13 protein-coding genes and 1 riboswitch are annotated in these 16,881 nt (G+C 46.0%); of the genes, 4 read left to right on the top strand and 9 right to left on the bottom strand.

Annotated elements, in window-relative coordinates; genetic code table 11:
• Window positions 1-157 precede the first annotated feature (157 nt).
• Window positions 158-1,123 (top strand): zinc transporter ZntB, encoded by a 966-nt coding sequence (locus tag AEA42_RS12160; RefSeq protein WP_037421970.1) that lies wholly within the window; start codon window positions 158-160, stop codon window positions 1,121-1,123.
• A gap of 54 nt (window positions 1,124-1,177) precedes the next feature.
• Here AEA42_RS12160 and AEA42_RS12155 read toward each other — a convergent pair whose 3' ends face one another.
• The 3 genes from AEA42_RS12155 to AEA42_RS12145 all read right to left on the bottom strand — a co-directional run bounded on the left by AEA42_RS12155 (window position 1,178) and on the right by AEA42_RS12145 (window position 4,646).
• Window positions 1,178-2,293, bottom strand: coding sequence for a succinylglutamate desuccinylase/aspartoacylase family protein (locus AEA42_RS12155; protein WP_055647860.1), 1,116 nt, complete (start codon window positions 2,291-2,293; stop codon window positions 1,178-1,180).
• A gap of 1 nt (window position 2,294) precedes the next feature.
• Window positions 2,295-3,650, bottom strand: a complete 1,356-nt coding sequence (gene lysC, locus AEA42_RS12150) for a lysine-sensitive aspartokinase 3 (protein WP_055647859.1) — start codon at window positions 3,648-3,650, stop codon at window positions 2,295-2,297.
• Between the two features lie 143 nt (window positions 3,651-3,793).
• Window positions 3,794-3,968: riboswitch (Lysine riboswitch) on the bottom strand.
• A gap of 243 nt (window positions 3,969-4,211) precedes the next feature.
• Window positions 4,212-4,646, bottom strand: a complete 435-nt coding sequence (locus AEA42_RS12145) for a DUF3293 domain-containing protein (protein ID WP_037430123.1) — start codon at window positions 4,644-4,646, stop codon at window positions 4,212-4,214.
• 582 nt (window positions 4,647-5,228) lie between these two features.
• Between AEA42_RS12145 and arcA the strand changes: the two genes are divergently transcribed.
• Window positions 5,229-5,945 (top strand): two-component system response regulator ArcA, encoded by a 717-nt coding sequence (gene arcA / locus AEA42_RS12140; RefSeq protein ID WP_007644695.1) that lies wholly within the window; start codon window positions 5,229-5,231, stop codon window positions 5,943-5,945.
• Window positions 5,946-6,249: 304 nt separating this feature from the next.
• Here arcA and AEA42_RS12135 read toward each other — a convergent pair whose 3' ends face one another.
• Entirely contained in the window at window positions 6,250-8,541 is a 2,292-nt protein-coding gene (locus AEA42_RS12135; protein ID WP_055647858.1) for a S9 family peptidase, read from the bottom strand.
• 296 nt (window positions 8,542-8,837) lie between these two features.
• Between AEA42_RS12135 and AEA42_RS12130 the strand changes: the two genes are divergently transcribed.
• Window positions 8,838-9,830, top strand: a complete 993-nt coding sequence (locus AEA42_RS12130) for a class 1 fructose-bisphosphatase (protein WP_055647857.1) — start codon at window positions 8,838-8,840, stop codon at window positions 9,828-9,830.
• Window positions 9,831-10,306: 476 nt separating this feature from the next.
• Here AEA42_RS12130 and AEA42_RS12125 read toward each other — a convergent pair whose 3' ends face one another.
• The 4 genes from AEA42_RS12125 to AEA42_RS12110 all read right to left on the bottom strand — a co-directional run bounded on the left by AEA42_RS12125 (window position 10,307) and on the right by AEA42_RS12110 (window position 13,771).
• Window positions 10,307-11,227, bottom strand: coding sequence for a hypothetical protein (locus AEA42_RS12125; RefSeq protein WP_055647856.1), 921 nt, complete (start codon window positions 11,225-11,227; stop codon window positions 10,307-10,309).
• Window positions 11,217-11,789 (bottom strand): hypothetical protein, encoded by a 573-nt coding sequence (locus AEA42_RS12120; protein ID WP_055647855.1) that lies wholly within the window; start codon window positions 11,787-11,789, stop codon window positions 11,217-11,219. The genes AEA42_RS12125 and AEA42_RS12120 overlap by 11 nt, the downstream gene beginning before the upstream one ends.
• A gap of 94 nt (window positions 11,790-11,883) precedes the next feature.
• Window positions 11,884-12,447, bottom strand: coding sequence for a hypothetical protein (locus AEA42_RS12115; protein ID WP_156312337.1), 564 nt, complete (start codon window positions 12,445-12,447; stop codon window positions 11,884-11,886).
• Window positions 12,448-13,201: 754 nt separating this feature from the next.
• The gene (locus AEA42_RS12110; RefSeq protein WP_037421948.1) at window positions 13,202-13,771 is read right to left on the bottom strand and encodes a hypothetical protein; all 570 of its coding nucleotides are present in this window, start codon (window positions 13,769-13,771) and stop codon (window positions 13,202-13,204) included.
• 609 nt (window positions 13,772-14,380) lie between these two features.
• Between AEA42_RS12110 and AEA42_RS12105 the strand changes: the two genes are divergently transcribed.
• Window positions 14,381-14,869 (top strand): TIGR00645 family protein, encoded by a 489-nt coding sequence (locus AEA42_RS12105; RefSeq protein WP_037429841.1) that lies wholly within the window; start codon window positions 14,381-14,383, stop codon window positions 14,867-14,869.
• 111 nt (window positions 14,870-14,980) lie between these two features.
• Here AEA42_RS12105 and AEA42_RS12100 read toward each other — a convergent pair whose 3' ends face one another.
• Window positions 14,981-16,687, bottom strand: a complete 1,707-nt coding sequence (locus AEA42_RS12100; protein ID WP_055647853.1) for a methyl-accepting chemotaxis protein — start codon at window positions 16,685-16,687, stop codon at window positions 14,981-14,983.
• Between the last annotated feature and the right edge of the window lie 194 nt (window positions 16,688-16,881).

The raw sequence follows: 16,881 nt of genomic DNA, 5'->3' as shown, positions 1-16,881 counted from the left end.
CTAAGGCTAATTTTAATCTATTTCATCATAAGTTGCTTGGCCAGCAATTTACTCATCTAGCGCTGAGGTTATTGTGAGAGGAAACGACGCTAGGCTTCATTTCCACTGTAAAATCAGTTAGCTTTACCCGATGATTTAGCATGAGATGGAATGTGACATGCACGAAGGATTTATCTATAGCATAGTGCTTAGCGGCGCACGAGCTGGCTCAACCTTAAGCCCAGAACAACTTGAAAATTGGGACCCTAAGGACGGGTTGATTTGGGTACACCTACGTTATCGCCACAAAAAGGCTCGCCATTGGGTGTTAAACAGCGGTCTTAATAAAGTCGAAACCGATGCCCTGCTCGCCCAAGATACTCGCCCTCGAGCCGTATTGGCAGGGGAAGGCGTATTACTCGCACTGCGCGGTATTAACTTAAATCCAAACTCAGCACCTGAAGATATGGTCGCCGTGCGAATTTACGCCGATAGACAGCGCATTATCTCCACCTGTGATCGCGAGCTGCAATCGGTTAAAGATGTGGCTGAACTGATCATGGAAGGCACAGGCCCCACCACCACAGGAGATTTTCTCCTCGCCATTTGTGAAAAACTGACTACACGTAAAGTCGATTTTATCGATACGCTAGAGGAGCAACTTTCAGAATTAGAAGAACAAGTTGTTTCTGGCAATGTTAAAGATTTACGTACTGATATTGCCGAACTACGCCGACAAACCGTAGCCTTGCGCCGCTATTTAGGCCCACAGAAAGAAGCCTTCACTAAGATGCTGTCCGATCAATTTGTGCTGTTTAATGAGCCCGAAAAACTTAAGATGCGCGAAACCACGGATAAGCTTATTCGCACCATTGAAGACTTAGATGCACTGCGCGACCGAGCCAATGTGACCCAGGAAGAGTTACTCAGCCAGCAATCGGAGCAGCTAAACAAGCGCTTGTATTTCTTATCCTTAGTCTCGGCAATTTTCTTACCGCTGGGCTTTTTAACCGGTTTGCTTGGGGTCAATATCGGCGGTATTCCCGGTGCGGATAACGCATGGGCTTTTGCGACCTTCTGCGGCATTTTAATATCGCTGGTTGCCCTGCAAATGGCGCTCTTCTATCGCTTTAAGTGGTTGTAGACTTTAATAAAAAACGCCAATATCGAGATTGGCGTTTTGTTTTGCTGATTGCCGTTAATATGGCAATTCAAACAGATTGGTCATGACTTTATAGAGCTCTGTGCCTTGATGCACCGACGCCGAAGCAAAATGGAGTATAGGCACACAATCCTGGGGCAAACTGAGTGCCGTCAGCTCCTGCTCACTGCCATATAAGTCGAGTCGCAGCAGATTGACTAAGGTCTCACCCGCCGCAAGCGGCTCTCCCACGGGCGCCACATATTCCACCAAGCCCGCCATAGGCGCATGGTACTTTTTGTAATCCTTAAGATAACAGCCAAAACGCGGCATCTTAACGGGTTCCACTTGCTCGGCAATCACCCCTCGATGGCTTAAATAGGCCAAAATGCCTTTAGCATCGACTAAAGCATCCTCAAGGCAAATGCGTTCTTGGCTCGCCAGTTCCAAGGTAAAAGCTGAAACGGCGATACTGAGATCCCGCCCCTGAGCTTTTGCCTCCTCACTGAGTTGCCACCAAGGACAAAATGCCGCCTCATCCATTGCGCCACCAAAACTATTGGGGATCACCAGTGTGTAAGGAATCGTGAAAAACTGCGCCGCTGCAACATCATATTCAGGGCAATACAAATGTTTACAGGATTTAGGCCCTGTATGCAGATCGAGCACTATATCCGCCGCATGGGCCATAGCCTGTAAGCTAACCGCCAATCTGTGGCCCGTGGTCACGCCCCAATCGTTACGTAACCGCTGCTGGCAAGCTTCAATCAAGGTGCTGCGATATGCTTGAATAAGTTCGCTATCGCTAAGCTCGGCATGCTCGCTGTACCAAGCGGGTAAATCTATCGCGTGATTTAAGTACTCACGATTCCAGTTTACGCCAGTGATAGGGTCAAAACGCCCCAATGTAAACTCACCGCTTTTTTGATTAATCCCCAGCGGATTAGCCAAGGGCACTAAGGTAATCTCACCTAAGATGTGGCAATTTTCCAACTGCTTCATCAATTGATAAATCACCGCATTGCCTTGCACCTCAGCACCATGGACATTAGCCTGAATATACACTTTAGGGCCAGATACATGACCACTTGGCTTAAAGTGATAAATCGGCAGCGTCAGAGCCTGCCCTGCGGCAAGCTCCCCAATTTGCAGAGACGATGTTGTCGGCAACATACTAAACGCCTTCAAACAAGTTTTCGTGCAACGCTTTAACCACTTGTGCCGCTTCGGATTCGGCTACTAACACACACAAGTTATGCGGGCTGGCACCTTGGCAGATCATCCGCACATTATGGGGTTCGAGCACTTCAAACACGCGGCGACAAATACCCGCAGTCGTAGCGATGCGATTACCGATAATCGCCACCAATGCTAAACCATCCTCCACGCGCACGCGGCAATGTTGCGATAATTCTTGCAGTAACGCTTCACTTAATAAACCTTGTCCGCTTGAATCGGAGCCGGTTTTATCTAGAGTGAGCGATACGTTAACTTCGGAGGTGGTGATCAAATCCACACTGATCTTGTGTCTTGCCAATGTGGCAAAGGTTTCCGCCAAGAAGCCCTGCGCATGCAGCATTTGTAGGCTGTGCAGATTGAGTAGCGTCTGGTCGCGGCGCAGCGCCACCGCGCGGAACACGGGTGCATCTTCAACCTGATGGCGGATCCAAGTGCCACCCTTTTCAGGCTCCTTGCTTGAACCGACAAACACTTGAATTTGTTGGCGCACGGCCGGAAGAATCGTCGCAGGATGTAATACTTTAGCGCCAAAGGTTGCCATTTCAGCGGCTTCGTTAAAACTGATTTCGGCAATCGGATGGGCGTTTGGCGCGAGGCGCGGATCGGTCGTATAAATCCCGGCCACATCGGTCCAAATCTCAACCGCTGAGGCTTTTAAGGCTTCGGCTAACAGTGCCGCAGAATAGTCGCTACCGCCACGGCCGAGAGTTGTGGTTTGCCCCGCTTCATCGGAGCCAATAAAGCCTTGAGTCACAATCACTTGCTCAGATAGCAATGGCTGTAAGTGTTCACGGGATAACACTGCAATTTGCTCAACCTGTGGCTCGGCGCGGCCAAAATGGCTGTCGGTGCGCAACACACGGCGCACATCGAAGGCACTTGAGTTGGCGCCTTTTTCGCGCAATACCGCCGCAAATAATGCCGACGAACACTGCTCGCCAAGGGACAATAACTCATCCATGGTGGCCTTACTGCGCTGGGACGCCAGCGCTTCGCTTAATACCGCCATACGGCTTAACAGCTTATCTAACGCGGCAGCAACATCATTAGGGCGACCGAGTTTATCTAAGATAGCGTATTGAATCTGCGCAATTTGCTTTAATCGTTGTAAGCGACCATCGTCGTTAATTGACTCTTGGGTCAGTTCAACCAACAGGTTAGTCACGCCACTAGAGGCGCTAACCACCACTAAACGGCAATCGGGATTACCCAGTACAATCTCGGCGCAGCGATTCATTGCACCGTAATCGGCGACTGAAGTACCACCAAACTTTGCGACAACAAGGGACATTAGCGCACCTCCGCAGAAGCAGAATACACGGCACAAACAAGGATAAGATATTGATTAACTAACATGATTACGCTCCGAACTAACTTCGTTCGAAGAGCCTGGTGCTCAATGATACGCACCCCAATAGAAGGGAAACAGCAATCGTCACCAGAAGCTCTCCACCAATTACAGGTGACAATCGTTAGGATTCAGCCTAAGCGACCGACATAAACATGCAGCAACCATATCTATGCCTCGGCGTTAATCTCCCTCATCAATCATCGCTGGAGTTTGTGCTCCTCTGACTGACTACCTAGTTAACGCTCCTCTTCTGTTCCTTTCCGCCGGAAAGGGACGAAAAAAGTAGCAATAAACCCCTAATGAAGTCAATGCTAATTTCACACACTATATACAAATTCAATAAACGCATTTAAAAACAATGGGAATTTAAAACGTTTGCGACTCATGCCAAACGAGAATAGGGAAAAATCAATCAGATCTAGCAAAGAAGAAAAACAAACTAGCCTTGCCGTGAGATCAGCAAAGCTTAGCCAGAGGAGCGATTAAAAGCGTCAATCGCGGTTAGGTGACCAAGTCCGGTAGCTCATAAACCAAACGCACATAGTCGTTAAATCGACCTAAACACACCTCTGTTTGCCCGGCTAATGTACAAGGCACTAAACTCACCTCGCCCTGTTCCACCATGTAGATAGCGTATTGATTAAACTTTTTCCCCAACTGCAAGGCCATGCTGCGATCAATAAACACGGCCCAGCTCTTCTCCATATGGGATAAATCTGGCGATGCCCCAATCAGTGCACGATAGGGACTGCCTAATAATTCAATTTCACGTAGAAGTTGGCGGTCGAGTAATCGGTTTTGGCTGGGAGTGAGGAGGGTTGAAGCGGGATTATGGGCGGTAATTACAGCAAAGGAAAAATCACAGGATAATGCTTGAGTAAGCAAAAACAACGGCGTTTGATAATGCTGCCACAAATCTTGAGTCATGTTGTCCATTGGTAGTCTAGTCGAAAAATGAACCCGCGCTAGTTTAACAGAGAGCCTAAAAAATCCAAAGAGGCGTGAACTGGCTCACAAGAATTAAAAATACATTAGTTATACTAATCAATGACTAAAGTAAATATCATGGTAAATCAGCGTCTCAGCCTGAAATTTGTTAACATTTCATTTGTTAACAAATGCCTAAAACGAGTACAATGTCGTCATTGGCCAGTTAAGCAGATAACATTAAGTTTGCTTAATCTTGACAAGGGTTTGTTAGATTCCTCTGCGAAATCACCTTATGCTGGCCAGACATCTTTTAAAATGTGTTCTACATTTGATTTATCATTTAAACATTTTAAAAAAAACAATAGTTAAGGAACTATTTTTAACTATTGCTTATCGAAGTTGATACTGGTTACGTTTTATCGTATTACACTTTAAACGTTCACTTATATACATCCTGACGTGTAGCCGTGAAGATCTTCCCTTTGAAGCACAGAGCAGTAAGTGGAAGTATCAACATTTTATGAATATAAGAATCCGATGTAAGTGATTCTTATGGTTAGAATATTGGTTAAAATTTAGGTACTTAATATGCAAAATCCGCACATTCTGATCGTTGAAGATGAAGCCGTTACCCGTAACACGCTAAGAAGTATTTTCGAGGCAGAAGGGTATGTGGTAACTGAGGCCAATGATGGCGCAGAAATGCATAAGGCTATGCAGGAAAACAAAATTAACCTCGTGGTTATGGACATTAACCTACCAGGTAAAAACGGTCTGTTGTTGGCACGTGAATTACGTGAAATCAACAACATCGGTCTGATTTTCTTAACAGGCCGTGACAACGAAGTCGACAAAATCCTTGGACTTGAAATTGGCGCGGACGATTATATTACCAAGCCGTTCAACCCTCGTGAATTGACGATTCGTGCTCGCAACCTTCTGACTCGTGTTAATAGCGCAGGCAATGAAGTCGAAGAAAAGAGCTCTGTAGAATACTATCGTTTTAACGATTGGAGCCTAGAGATCAACAGCCGTTCTCTAGTAAGCCCACAGGGTGAATCTTACAAACTGCCACGTAGCGAATTCCGCGCTATGCTGCACTTTGTTGAAAACCCAGGCAAAATCTTAACTCGTGCCGATCTACTGATGAAGATGACTGGCCGTGAGTTAAAGCCACACGACCGTACTGTTGACGTGACAATCCGTCGTATTCGTAAGCACTTCGAAAGCTTGCCAGATACGCCAGAAATCATCGCTACCATTCACGGTGAAGGCTACCGTTTCTGCGGTAACTTAGAAGACTAATCTTCAACTTACCGTTTGAACGCCATAAAAAACCAGATCCTAGGATCTGGTTTTTTTATCTCTGCAAAAAAGGTTTTAGCTAAAGCAAACTGGAAATCCAAATTACAACTCAGTGAACTGGAATATTGAGCGCCAGATAAGTATTGAGTGTGTTGTGATTAAACTAAGCAGCGTACTGTTAAATAAATAGGCTTAACTCAGAATCATACAAAATAAAAAAGAGTGAGGACGTTACCCCACTCTTTTAAAAAACGCCACTCTGACATAAATACCAGTCTGATATAAATGCCAACCTAATGCTGAGTTATTTGCCGCTTTTAAGCTGTCTATCGAGGAAATCCGCCAGCGAGCGGTATAAGTGATTACGCACTTTCTCACCGCGCATCGAATGCTTAGACCCAGGATAATCAATCATCTGGAACAGTTTACCTTCGTCCTGCAACGCCTTATACACGCGAGTACTGTTTTCAAACAACACGTTATCGTCGGCCATGCCGTGGTACATCAACAGCCCCGACTGGTAGTTTTTCACATAGGGGAACACGCTACTGGCTTCGTAACCCTGCTCATTATTCGCGGGATGAGCAAGATAACGCTCGGTGTAGTGAGTGTCGTACAAGCGCCAATCGGTGACGGGCGCGCCCGAAATCGCCGCCTTAAAGTAATCCGGCGCCTTAAATAAACTCATCAAGGCCATATAACCGCCGTAGCTGTGGCCATAAATCGCCACGTTGTTGCTATCGACAAAGGGCAAGCTGCGCAGATAATCGACACCAACCTTTTGATCGTTCACTTCCGCTTCGCCCAAGTGACGATAAATAACTTGCTCAAACTGAGTGCCTCTATGGGCACTGCCACGGTTATCCAGTTGAAATACCACATAACCTTGCTGCACTAAGTATTGGGTAAAGTAATCCTGCTCACTCCAGCTATTCGTTACCAATTGCGCATGTGGGCCGCCATAAACACGCACCACCACGGGGTACTTTTTGTTCGCATCGAAGGGCACGGGTTTAAAGAGACGCGTTTGCAAGATTTGCCCATCTTCTGCCTTAAGTTCTTTAAACTCAGGCAGTTGCCAAAGGCCTGCATAGTCATACAGAGGATGACCCACTTTGACTTGGTTTTGCTCCACCCACGCCAAATGTTGGCCCTTATCGCCGTGTAAACTGATCTGCGGCGGCTGAGATAAGCTATTGAAATAATCCAGATACACGCTTTGATTATCGGCAAATACCGGATCGTGCATCCCCGCCTCGCGGCTCACACGCTCAACCTTGCCACCCGCTAACGGCACACGGTAAAGGTGTTTTTCGATTGGGGTATCTTTACGGCCGGTGAAATACACCCAACCTGCGGTTTCATCAATATATTCCAGCTCATCGACAGCCCAATTGCCCTCGGTCAGTTGCGTCTTCAGCTTACCTTTTAGGTCAAACAAATACAGATGATTAAAGCCGTCACGCTCCGAGGCCCAGATAAACGCCGATTGCTGCTTTAAGAAGTGCAGGTCGTTGTTTAGATTCACCCAAGCATCGCTGCGCTCTTTGACTAAGGTTTTCGGCTTGTTCAGCGCATCGAGCGCCACCAGTTGCAGGTCTAATTTTTGTTGATCGCGACTCTGCCACTGGAAGGATAAATGCTTGCTATCGGGCAACCAATCGACGCGAGGCAGATAAATATCCTTATTTTTATCATCGCTTAAGGTGACCCAATTGATGGCTTTATTATTAAGGGTCACAACGCCCAGTTGGATCTCGACATTGTTTTTACCCGCAGCCGGATAACGCTGCTCGGTAAGCTTAATGCCATCGGCGTAGATTTCGTTGCGGGTGACTAACTCAACGCCAGACTCATCGATACGGGTAAAGGCGATGGCTGACTCATCGGGCGCCCACCAGTAACCCGTCATGCGGTCCATTTCTTCTTGGGCGACAAATTCCGCCATGGCATTTTTAATCGCGCCGCCACCGTCTGTAGTCATGGCCTCAAGCTTTTTAGTCGCTAAATTGAGCACATACAAATTTTGATCCCGCACGAAGGACACAAAATTCCCCTTGGGCGATAGGCGCGCATCGGTGGCAAAGCCCTCGCCTATCGGCAGTTGGCTGACGCTGTTATCTGCTAAGGAGAAGTAATACAGATTACCCGAGGCGGGGATCAACAGTGCCTTGCTATCGTCCGCCCAGAAATATTCCATAATGCCGTCGCCATAAATACGTTGGCGCTCGCGGCGGGCCTTTTCTTCATCGGACAGTTCATTGCTCGCCAACTTATCGGCATTCAGCAACAGGCTAGATTCGCCCGTCTTCACATCCATTTGCCAGAGATCGTAAAAGTTTTGGTTATCTTTACGTCCAGCCAGATAAGTCACCCTTTGGCCATCGGGGGATAACTTTAATCCACGGGGACTCGTACCCGCCAAGGCAGGAGACGCATTCATGCGCTCGATAGTCAGCGGCGTTGTGCCGCCCTCAAGTGCATAGGCGGGGGTAAATATCGCGCTAGAAACCATGGCCAGTTGACTCGCTATCAGTAGGGATGAGGCGCCCAATGTCACCGAGCGCAGGGAAGAAGCTAACCCATTTTTAGTCATTATTATTCCTTGGAAGCATATTCGCCTTTAGGTGGCGATGAAAAACTGCCTCCATTGTGCCAAGGCACAGCCTAAATAAAAAGCGCAGGCAATATACAGATACAAATTAGCAGGCAAACTTCTTAAGTTAGCTTAATTTTCAAGATAACCCACTCAGTCTTGCACAAAGGGATAACCCTCTTGGCTTAAATTGATTAAAACCCGCAGCAACATCGCTGAAATTGTCGACTAACTGAGTTATTATTCGCGGCAAATAATGAAATTGACCTCAATGTTGAACCCCTAAAGGACCTAACATGCAGACTCTTGCCCAGCACTTAACCTCAAAGGCAGTGAACGAATCCCTCGCGCAACTGATTTTGACCTTAGCCGACACCTCCAAAGCCATCAGCCATGCCGTGCGTCACGGTGCCTTAGCCGGTGTGTTAGGCGCGACCGAACAGGAAAACGTGCAAGGTGAAACCCAGAAAAAACTGGATATCATCACCAACGATATGCTCAAAGATGCATTAAAAGCCGACGGTACAGTGCGCGGCTTAGCCTCAGAGGAAGAAGATCATGTGGTTGAAGTCAGCGCCAATGGTCAATATCTGGTGTGTTTCGACCCTTTAGATGGTTCATCGAATATCGATATCAACTCACTGGTCGGCACCATTTTCTCAGTCCTGCCCGCCCCTGCTGGCGAGCTGACTGAAACAAGCTTTTTGCAATCGGGCCGCCATCAGTTAGCCGCAGGTTATGTGCTCTACGGCCCATCAACCATGCTCGCCCTCACCACAGGCCAAGGCGTGCAACTCTTTACCCTGCACCCAGAAACCAACGAATTTTTACTGACCAACGCGGCCATGAGCATCAGCCCAGACACCCAAGAATTCGCCATTAACATGTCGAACCAGCGTTTTTGGGAAGCGCCAATGCAGACCTACATCGCCGATTTACTGCTAGGCAAAATTGGCCCGCGCGAAAAATCCTTCAACATGCGCTGGATTGCCGCCATGGTGGGTGACGTGCACCGCGTGTTATCTCGCGGCGGTATCTTTACTTACCCAACCGACAATAAAGATCCGAAAAAGCCATACAAGCTGCGTTTAATGTACGAAGCCAACCCAATGGCCTTGTTAGTCGAGCAAGCTGGCGGTAAAGCCTCTACCGGTTATGAAACCATTTTGGATATTCAACCAACGCAAATTCACCAACGCGTAGCGGTTATCCTTGGTAGCGCCAATGAAGTGGATGCTTGCCTAAGCTACCATGGTATCGATTACAGTGAAGAACCCAGTCTGGACTAAGCCGAATCGCTTAGATTTTGATTTTTCAGATGAAAGCCACTAACCACAGTGGCTTTTTTATTGTCGCGGAATGCGACATTCATTTTAAAATGCGGCCTAACGGCCGAGAAAGTCGTGGGTCTTCAACCCACACCCGACCAAGAGGGGATCAACAGCAATTCCCTCTTGGATCTCCCTTGCCGCCCCTAGCGAAGTTACATGCATTGGTTAGTGGCTTCGTGCTTATTCGAAAATCGCTAACGCTTCCGATGGGGCGTCCCTTCCCCCCGAAAGCTACGCAGACGTCCTGTCTGCGTCACGCGATTTTCTTCAACGCCCTTCAGCAACTTCGCAGGGGAAGGTGAATTCCTGTAACTTCTGTGTTGGCTGTAAATCCCCAAAGATTTGTGCATGTCCCAACTTTTCGCCAACTTTTCCGAAGGTTTGTTCAACACTTGGGATAAGTGTCGCGGCTACGCGCGGCCTATCCTTATTTGTTATAAATTTTTATCTAAAAATTCCATTAACTTATACACAGTTCGTTCTGGACGATGTAACGGTTTTATTGATTTTGTCAACAAGTTAACTCTTACTTCCTTGCCGATTAACTCGGATCTGAACTGTTCAGCAGCTAGCCTAGTTGTCGAACCATAGATAATGTTTCCTTCTCTTGTTACAGCCTCAAACTTACAGTGCTCCGGAAGCAAACCTAAAACTTTCAGAACAACAAGATCTTCATCTTCATCAATTTCTGTTGCTTCTGTTCGTAGTCTTGCTCGATGAATCCAGTGGGAATCAAGAGAATATTCTTGCTCATCACCAACTAAACGCATCGTTGAATGAGCTTTATCGAGAGTAATAAAAAAATCTTTTAGCGACTGCAATACTCGCTTATCGAGCGATTCAATTAGTTTTTCAAAAGTTTCATCATCTGGCTGGGCTGATGCATTAATTAACTCCAACACATAATCAACAGTATGCTTAAGAGCGGTTTCTGTAATTTCTATTTGATCTGAAACTTCATCAAGAATGAACCCAAATGATCCTTTAGCTACTTGTGTAATCATAAGATTTGAATTGGCCTTCAACGGGATTTTTCCCCGCTCACCAAGGCTACCATTTTCTTTACTTGCAAAGGCTTTATTTATTAATTCTTGGAAGTTTTCTAAAGCATTACCAGCAAAGCTAGCAAGTATTCCTTGAGATCCTAATACTGGTTCTCCACCAAAAAATAGGGCGACACTGGCATTAGTTTCATTGGCATTTTTTATCAAGGAAATTTCTTTATCAAGTTTTTCTAATTTTTCACGATATTGTAACTCCCCGACGATATCTCCATACTCAATGGCCTCAGAGATCAATTGCTGTACTGCGTATTTATCAGACGTCAAGCTATTCAGTTTCAATTTACGAGGCATCGTAACCTCCGTTTATCAACTTATGAAGAATCTCTGTTTCATTATAGGTAAGATCCACTTCAAGCATTCCTTTCCACAAACTCGTTTCTCTTTGATGAGAAAACAAACCAAACCAGTATTTCGTTTGGGAAACAATAGCCTTAGAGGGCAGATCTAAGTCTACAAAGTAAGCATCACATTTATATGATGCTTTTGCCATTTCAGGAGAAAACAAGCCTATATTGACTTGCACAAAGCTTTTCCAATCCTCAAGACTAAAAGCTACAGGTCGATGAGCGAATGTAACTAAATCAATATCATTTGGTGCTCTTCCTCTGGTTTTTTCAACATTTTCAACAAAGCTACCATCAAGCCATTGGAAACCATTTTTTATACCTAAGCATTTCAACTCATATCGGTACTTAAGGAACCCTATAAGAATTTCTTTTCTTTCCTTACTTGTTGCAAAGTGCTCGACAAAAGCCTCTAAAGTAACTTTGTAAGGAGCTTGATTTGCAGGCTTGGTTGGACAAGCACCAATGAAAGGTGGAAGCACTCCTGACTCTTCAAATTTTGGAATCAAATTCCATCTCCTTTAAAATTTATAACGCCCACATAAAAGACGCGCCGCTAGGTGCGTCCAGCGGAACGAAGTGTAGCGATTGTTGATGTGTTTGTTAGGCATTGCCAGCCACCGCGAAATACAAACCAGCGACACCTATAAAAACACCGATTACGCCAGCGATAGTGCCCCAATATGTAAACTTTACTTGCCTTGCGTGCTTTTTTTGATTTGATAAATAGAGTTCACTTAGTGAAGCTGCAAGTTGCGAAACTTGTTCTTTGACCCCAGGCTTCGAATTTAACCCACTCAATTGAATACTAATATTCTCTGGTAATTCTGAATAAGGTTCTTGACTTTGATGCTTATCTATCAATTCCCGGATAGTGCCGACATTTTTATAAAGCTCTTCATCCTCTCCCGATATCGCTTCAGAATGCATAATACGCAGGCTGAAAAGAATGGATTTTCTATCCTGTGACCAGCGTTCAGCTATATGCTGCATATCTTCATATGTCAGATGATTTTTAATAATTCCAAGTCGGACTTGCTTTCTGAACTGCTTTCTCCAATTGCTCTCAGCCGTATCTTTTAATATCGGCAGAATCCCAATGACGATACCAATGACAGCTCCTATTATTGGCGCAGATATAACTGAAAATAATTCCGTGATCATCACTCCCCTTGCTCCCTAACAGGGTATTACCCGCACATCTAGTAAAATCCAAACCGTGTAGAGTTAGATATTGGTATGATACAAATAAATAATTCAATAATGCCAATAAGTTAGCATCCACCCGGTGTGCTATCAACATTTTTCATCCAAAAAAATCGAGACCCTATTTACCGAAAAACATTTTGGCGCGGTAAGTAGTATTAGACAACGTGAATAGGTAAAGATAGGACAGGCACAAATCTTTAGGACTAACAGCTAACACCAAGGCAACAGAAGTTCACCTCCCCTGCGAAGTTGCTGAAGAGCGTTGAAGAAAAGGGAAAGATGGGGCAGGCGCAACTCTTTCGAGACTAACAGCAAACGCCGAGTTCACAGAAGTTCACCCTCCCCTCGGAGTTGCCGCAGGGCGAATAGACAAATTGCGTGAGTCTCGCCATGGATGGCGAGCTAGCTTTCGCAGGTGCAGGGATGCATCCTTCGGAAGCGATAGCAAATTTGTCGATGAGCACAAGGAGCTTTCAACTCCGTTGGGGGCGGCAAGGGAGATCCAAGAGGGAATAGCTGTTGATCCCCTCTTGGTCGACTCTTTATTAAAAAATCAGGGGGGTGAAGCCCCACGACTTTGATTCACCTCGGCCGTTAGGCCGCAATCACTAAACTTCTACATAAGGTATGGGTTAAAGCCCCACGACTTTAATCTACCTCGGCCGAAGGCCGTATTGCTCTTCTACACGTCAGTGGAAACTGAAACGCCCAACTAACTTGCAACACAAAGATTTTGCTGAATCTTCCAACGACGTTCCATGAGTGGAATCGAGAACCCATAACATACCACCACAATCAAAGGTTGAAGCTGAAAACTCAACTCAGGCCACAACATAAAGGCAGCCACGCAAGCCACAGTGCGCACTATTGCATGCACAATCGCTACCTTTTGCGCCGCTAACACGCCGAAAACTAACCACATTAATCCTGTTTGCACGGCAAGGGCGAAGGGCAAGGCTAAATAGTTTTCCATAAAAAAGGGAATACTGATGCTAAAGGTTAAAAAACTCATCCCCATGGCAGCCAAAAACACTGTTTCAAACCAATTACGATCAGTGCTTTTCTTGAAGGAGATATTTTCACCGGTAAGACGCGAGACTCCCATAGCAAGATAGACAATAGAACCTGTGCCGATAAATGTTGCCATCACCATTTGCGATGCTGGCAGAATAAAACTCAAGATAAACAATAGCGTCCATACAATCATGCCTGATAAGGGCATAGCTAAAGCACGTTTTTGGCGGTATTCGATAAGTTGTTGATCCAGTGATTGATGTTGCATGATTAAGCCTCCTTGTTGGTATGGCTTAAGTATCCCTGCATCCGCTAAATCACGGCAGTGTGAGTTGTCAGCAATTACGGATGACAAATGTCATTCAAAAAACAGGAGAGGGGAAAGATAGGCAGGCACAAATCTTTAGGACTAACAGCTAACACCAAGGCAACAGAAGTTCACCTTCCCCTGCGAAGTTGCTGAAGGGCGTTGAAGAAAATCGCGTGAGCGAGGCATGGATGCCTCGCTAGCTTTCGGACTCTCTGTTTAACATCAAGGGGATGTACCATCGGAAGCGTTAGTGATTTTCGAATAAGCACGAAGCCACTAATCAATGCATGTAACTTCGCTAGGGACACCGGGCCATGTTTTATAAATAAGCCAAAAGGGGAACAGGCGTTTTTCCCCTTTTGGTCGGGTGTGGGTTGAAGACCCACGACTTTGATTCACCTCGGCTGTAAGGCCACAACACCAAATCAGCTATGCAATATCTAGGGCTTAGCCGCATATACCTCACGCCTTTGCGATTGGCCGATAGCGCGGCGTTAACCCAGTATGTTATTGTTTTAGCATCATAGATTCGATTTTTGTGCTTTAACCACTAAGGGTTTGCTCCAAATGGAAAAAATATTTGAAAGACTCATGTATGCATCACGCTGGATTATGGCGCCGATCTATTTAGGGCTGAGTCTAGTGCTATTGGGCTTAGGCATTAAATTCTTCCAAGAAATCTTCCATATTCTGCCAATCATTTTTACGATGACTGAAGTGGATCTGGTGCTGGTGACCCTGTCCTTAATTGATATCACCCTCGTGGGCGGCTTGATTGTGATGGTGATGTTTTCTGGCTATGAGAATTTTGTATCGCAGCTGGATGTGGGCGAAGACAGTGAGAAGCTCAGTTGGTTGGGTAAATTAGATTCAGGCTCACTGAAAAACAAAGTGGCGGCGTCGATTGTGGCGATTTCGTCGATCCACTTACTGAAAATCTTTATGGATGTGAAGAACATCGATAACGACAAAATCATGTGGTACCTGTTAATCCACATCACCTTTGTATTATCCGCTTTTGCCATGGGCTATTTGGATAAAATGACCCGCAAATAAGCATGCAATACGGGCGGGAATTGAACATCAGTTCCCGCCCCTTTCACTCCAGCCTAGGTAAAACCTAGTATTAACTTAGCAGCACCATCAACATTTATAGTTATCAGCCCTTTATAACCTAAAACGACTCAGAGATGTTTTCATCTCATTAGCCATTTTCCGCAGTTGATGGCTAGCAGTCGATAATTCTGAAGATTTGATATTGGTGTTTTCTACCGCCTGCGCAATATTTTCCATATTCTGATTAATCGTCCCCGACACAACGGCCAGTTGTTCTGTTGCGCTAGCAAGTTGGTCATTCACATCGGTAATGCTCGACACCGCGGCGTTAATACGCGTTAGTGCCTCATTGGCCCGTTGAGAACAGGCAATTGTTTGTTCTGTTTCGGTTCGGCTTTGCGCCATTGATTGCACAGCGTTGACTGAGTCTTGCTGAATACCTTGAATACGCCTATTAATGTCCTGAGTTGACGCTTGAGAGCGGCTAGCAAGGGTGCGAACTTCATCTGCCACAACCGCAAAACCCCGCCCCATTTCGCCTGCACGTGCAGCTTCTATCGCAGCATTTAAAGCCAATAGATTGGTCTGCTCCGCAATAGCACCAATCACATCGGTGACCGCGCCGATTTCATCACCACGTTTAGATAACTGCCCGATCACATCAGAGACTTGCTCCAGTTTCAGTTTAAGCGCATCAATCGCTGTTATCGTTTGCCCGACGGACATTACCCCATTTTGAGCTTCATTGTCGGCGTCCCTTGTCGCTTTAGCGGCCATAGTCGCGCTGCGAGCCATGTCCTCACAGGTCGAGGTCATTTCATTTACCGCGGTGGCGACTTGGGCAGTTTGATCCATCACATTTTGTAAAATGTGCTGTGTCTGTTGGCTGGTATGATCAAGCGCTTCAGATTGCTCGACCAATTGCTCTGCCATCGACGACTGTTGACCGATAATATTGCGTAATTGCTTGATAAGACCACTTAATGCCGCTAACAGGCTGTCGTGATCTCCCGCTTTCAAGCCAAAGTTCACCGAAAAATCCCCTGTTGCAACCTGCTGTACCAGTGCTTTTGTTGTCGCCAGTTCTCCGCCGAGTGCCTGTAATAACCAGCGACGGATAAATAACGACACACCTATGGTCAGCGCCATAATAACCACGACAACTAATCCAACTCGGATAGCCACCGCCCAAAAGGCCTCCTTAACATCATCAATATAAAGACCAGAGCCCAACACCCAACCCCATTTATCATCCTTAGCCACGTAAGACAACTTAGCGTAGCGCTCCTCGGTTACTCCCCCACCTTTTATGGGTTTAGGCCATTGGTATTCAACAAAGCCATTGCCATAACGGGTGATCACGTCAACAAAACTGACGAACAAGTTAGCATTATTGAGGGGCTGTTGTTGGCTGCCATCACGGTTACGCATTAAGGTGGCGTGATAAAAGTTTGGCCGATCCAATACGGTACCGTCCAGAGCCGATACCGTTGGATGCATAACCATTTTGGGTATAGGCCGACCGGTATCGTTAATCCAAATATATTCCGCGCCATCATAACGAATGGCCTTAATGGTCGCCATGGCCTGCTGCTGCGCCTGTTCAGTGCTTAACGAACCGCTTTGCTCCAGAGCTTGATAATGTTTAACGACGCTCAGGCCACTATCAATAATCGCCACAACACGATCTTCCCTCCCCTTAATCAAACTCTGGTTAAGGGTATTTAGCTCCATTAGACCCAATACCACAAAGCCCAACAATGCGAGTAACGGAATGCTGAGTAATCGGCCTCCGACTGTCTGCCAAAATCCAGCCATGGTGCCTCCTAATATTCCAAGTGATTCAAGCTTATAAATCAGTATGGTTGAAGTTTCATTTATTTAGCCACTTTTAATTTGATAAAAGTACTCTATGGATTTGTAACAACTCACCTTGGGACTAGCTACTTTTTAGCTCAAATAAAGGCCGTATTTAGGCTGAACAAGCTCAGGGGATTGATTGTTGTCGCAAC

The organism is Shewanella sp. Sh95 (genome assembly GCF_001308045.1).
Lineage (GTDB): Bacteria > Pseudomonadota > Gammaproteobacteria > Enterobacterales > Shewanellaceae > Shewanella > Shewanella xiamenensis.
Note: the sequence above shows the minus strand (reverse complement) of the source record. Positions and strands in the feature narration are given on the sequence as shown.